The 2,988-nt window shown below is 70.8% G+C and carries 3 protein-coding genes; all 3 read left to right on the forward strand.

The genetic code is table 11. The annotated features are described in order from the left end of the window. On the forward strand, positions 1–814 hold an 814-nt coding region (locus tag QK444_RS34820; RefSeq protein WP_282786249.1), incomplete at its 5' end, for an RNA polymerase sigma factor. A gap of 88 nt (positions 815–902) precedes the next feature. Further along, a complete protein-coding gene (locus QK444_RS34825; protein WP_282786250.1) occupies positions 903–1,694 on the forward strand; it encodes a helix-turn-helix transcriptional regulator in 792 nt (263 codons plus the stop codon). Positions 1,695–1,699: 5 nt separating this feature from the next. Continuing rightward, the gene (locus QK444_RS34830) at positions 1,700–2,770 is read left to right on the forward strand and encodes a fructosamine kinase family protein (RefSeq protein WP_349239565.1); all 1,071 of its coding nucleotides are present in this window, start codon (positions 1,700–1,702) and stop codon (positions 2,768–2,770) included. Positions 2,771–2,988: the final 218 nt, after the last annotated feature.

The raw sequence follows: 2,988 nt of genomic DNA on the forward strand, positions 1-2,988 counted from the left end.
GCCCCCCCGGGCCGTCGCCGGAGACGCCGACGCCCTCGAACAGCTCTGCCGCGAACTCCAGGACCTGATCTACCGGCTCGCCCTGCGCTTCAGCTCCGACCCGGAAGCCGCCGCCGACGCCACCCAGGAAATCCTCATCCTCGTCGTCACCCACCTGTCGGAATTCGAGGGCCGCTCCAAACTCACCACCTGGGTGTACACCATCGCCTCGCGCTACCTGCTGCGCACCGCGCGCGGCCCGATCGAACTCAGCGTCGCCGGACCCGAACCCTTCGCCGACTGGATCGACCGCAACCTCGCCCCCACCCCCGCCGACCACTTCGACGAAGCCACCTTCCGGCTGCTCGCCGGCGAAGTCCGACTCGCCTGCACCTACGGCATGCTGCTCGCCCTCACCCGCGACCTGCGCATCACCTACCTGCTCGGCGACCTCATCGGCCTCCCCGACAGCGAAGGCGCACAAGCCCTGGGCATCACCCGCGCCGCCTACCGGCAGCGCCTGGCCCGCGCCCGCCGCACCATGCGGAGCATCATCGCCGACCGCTGCGGACTCGTCGACCGCGCCAACCCCTGCCGCTGCGACCGCCAGATCGACTCCAGCATCGATTACGGCATCCTCGACCCCGCCCACCCCACCTTCAGCACCCTGCCGGGCGCGCACCCACCCATCCCCGCCGACACGCTCGACACCGCCGCCCGCCAACTCGACACCGCCACGGCCATCGCCGAGATCTACCGCTCCGACCCCGAATTCCGGGCGCCCGAGCGCGTCTGGGAGACCCTGCAACGCGCCTGCCCCGCCCTCACCGGCTGACCCGGGTGGGTGACGGCACGCGTCGCCACCCACCCGCACACCCGTCGGGCAATGGTTGCGCCGCTGACCGATTCGTACGATCGAACCCATGGCAACGCAGACCGCAGGCGACCTGCTCCGGCACTGGCGCACCACCCGCCGCCTCAGCCAACTCGAACTGGCGGGCCGCGCCGAAACCTCCACCCGCCACCTCTCCTTCATCGAGACCGGCCGCGCCACCCCCAGCCGCGCCATGCTGCTGCACCTCGCCGACGAACTCGACATCCCCCTGCGGGAACGCAACCGCATGCTGCTCGCCGCCGGCTACGCCCCCGTCTACACCGAACCGGCGCTCGACAACCCCGCCATGGCACCCATCCGCACCGTGCTCCGCCAGGTCCTCACCGGCCACGAACCCCACCCCGCCCTCGCCGTCGACGCCAACTGGAACATGGTCGACGCCAACGCCGGCATCGCCCTCTTCCTCGACGGCGTCGACCCGGCACTGCTCACCCAACCCATCAACGCGCTACGCCTGAGCCTGCACCCCGACGGCCTCGCCCCACGCATCACCAATCTCCCCGAATGGCGGGGCCACATCCTCGAACGCCTGCAACGCCAGATCGACGTCAGCGGCGCGCCCGAACTCACCGCGCTGCGCGACGAACTGCGCGCCTACCCCGGCGGCGAGGAACACCCCGGGCTACCCGATCCCGACCAGGCCGTGGTACCACTGCGCCTGCGCCTGGACGGCCACGACCTGTCGCTCATCAGCATCACCACCGTCTTCGGCACCCCCATGAACGTCACCGTCGCCGAACTCGCCATCGAAGCCTTCTTCCCCGCCGATCCGGCCACCGCCACCCTGCTGCGCGACCGCATCGCCGTCACCGCAGAATGACCCACATGGACGTGACCGCGCACGTAGCCGCCCTCCTGCGGGCGTCCGTCGCCCTGCGGCGGATCGGGCACAGCCACGCATGGAGCCTGTATCGCGGTGAAACCGCCGACGGCCGAGCCATTTTCGTCAAAGCCCTCGACAACGCCCCGGACGACATCCCGGACGGCGATGCCCCGGACCACAGAGTCGCGGGTGGCAACAACGCGCGCGACGACGGCGCGGCCGGGGGAGTCGCGGGTGGCAACGCACTCGACGAGGGCGAGGCGGGGGGAGTCGCGGGTGACAGCGCAGTCGACGAGGGCTCGACCGGGAGAGTCCCGGGCCACAACGCACCCGACGGTGGCGCGATCGGGCCGGGCGTGGGAGAGGGGAGTGGGGTCTTCGGCGCGGAAGCGGCCGGACTACGCTGGCTCGCCGCCGCGGATCCCGGCGGTCTCGTTCCCGCCGTGCTCGCCGTCGACGCCCGCGTACTCGTACTGCCGTGGCTGCCACCGGAATCGGCATCCTCGGCCGCCGCCGAACGCTTCGGCCGCGACCTGGCCGCCCTGCACGCCGCCGCACCGGACCACTTCGGCGCGCCCTGGCCCGGCCGCATCGCCACCCTGCCCCTGGACAACACGCCGACGGCGGGGGAGTGGGGTCCCTGGTACGCCGAGCGCCGCCTCGCGCCCTACCTACCCGCCGCCGCACCCCACCTGGGCCGCGACGGCGTCCGCTTGATCGAAACCGTCATCGACCGCATCGGCACCCTCGCCGGCCCCGCCGAACCGCCCAGCCGGATCCACGGCGACCTGTGGTCGGGCAATGTGCACTGGACCGACGGCCGCGCGATGCTCATCGACCCGGCCGCCCACGGCGGCCACCGCGAAACCGACCTGGCCATGCTCGCCCTCTTCGGCGCACCGCACCTGGACCGCATCCGCGCCGCGTACGACGAGTACGCACCGCTGGGAGAGGGCTGGCGGCAACGCATTCCGCTGCATCAACTCCACCCGCTGCTCATCCATGTCGTCCTATTCGGCGGCGCGCACAGCGCGATGACGGCCGATGCCGCGGTAGCGGCCCTCGCGGCGTAGCAGCCGGAGCTGGAGCCGGACTCCCTTGCATTCGCAGGTAAAAAATACCTACATGGAAATATGCGCATCTAAACATGTATTAGCCGCATGTCACATCGAACGCTGCGGTCTCCACGCGGATACAACACGCACGGAGGAGAAGCAGGCTCGATTCTCGATGAGATTCATCGACCTGCCTCGTCTACACGGGTGAATGCCCTTCGAGACCTTCAGGAGCG

The organism is Nocardia sp. CC201C (genome assembly GCF_030010695.1).
GTDB classification, from domain to species: Bacteria; Actinomycetota; Actinomycetes; order Mycobacteriales; family Mycobacteriaceae; genus Nocardia; species Nocardia otitidiscaviarum.

Bases quoted from the DNA above. Each gene is read 5' to 3' on its own strand.
- QK444_RS34830 (WP_349239565.1), top strand. From the start codon at position 1,700: ATGGACGTGACCGCGCACGTAGCCGCCCTCCTGCGGGCGTCCGTCGCC.
- QK444_RS34825 (WP_282786250.1), top strand. From the start codon at position 903: ATGGCAACGCAGACCGCAGGCGACCTGCTCCGGCACTGGCGCACCACC.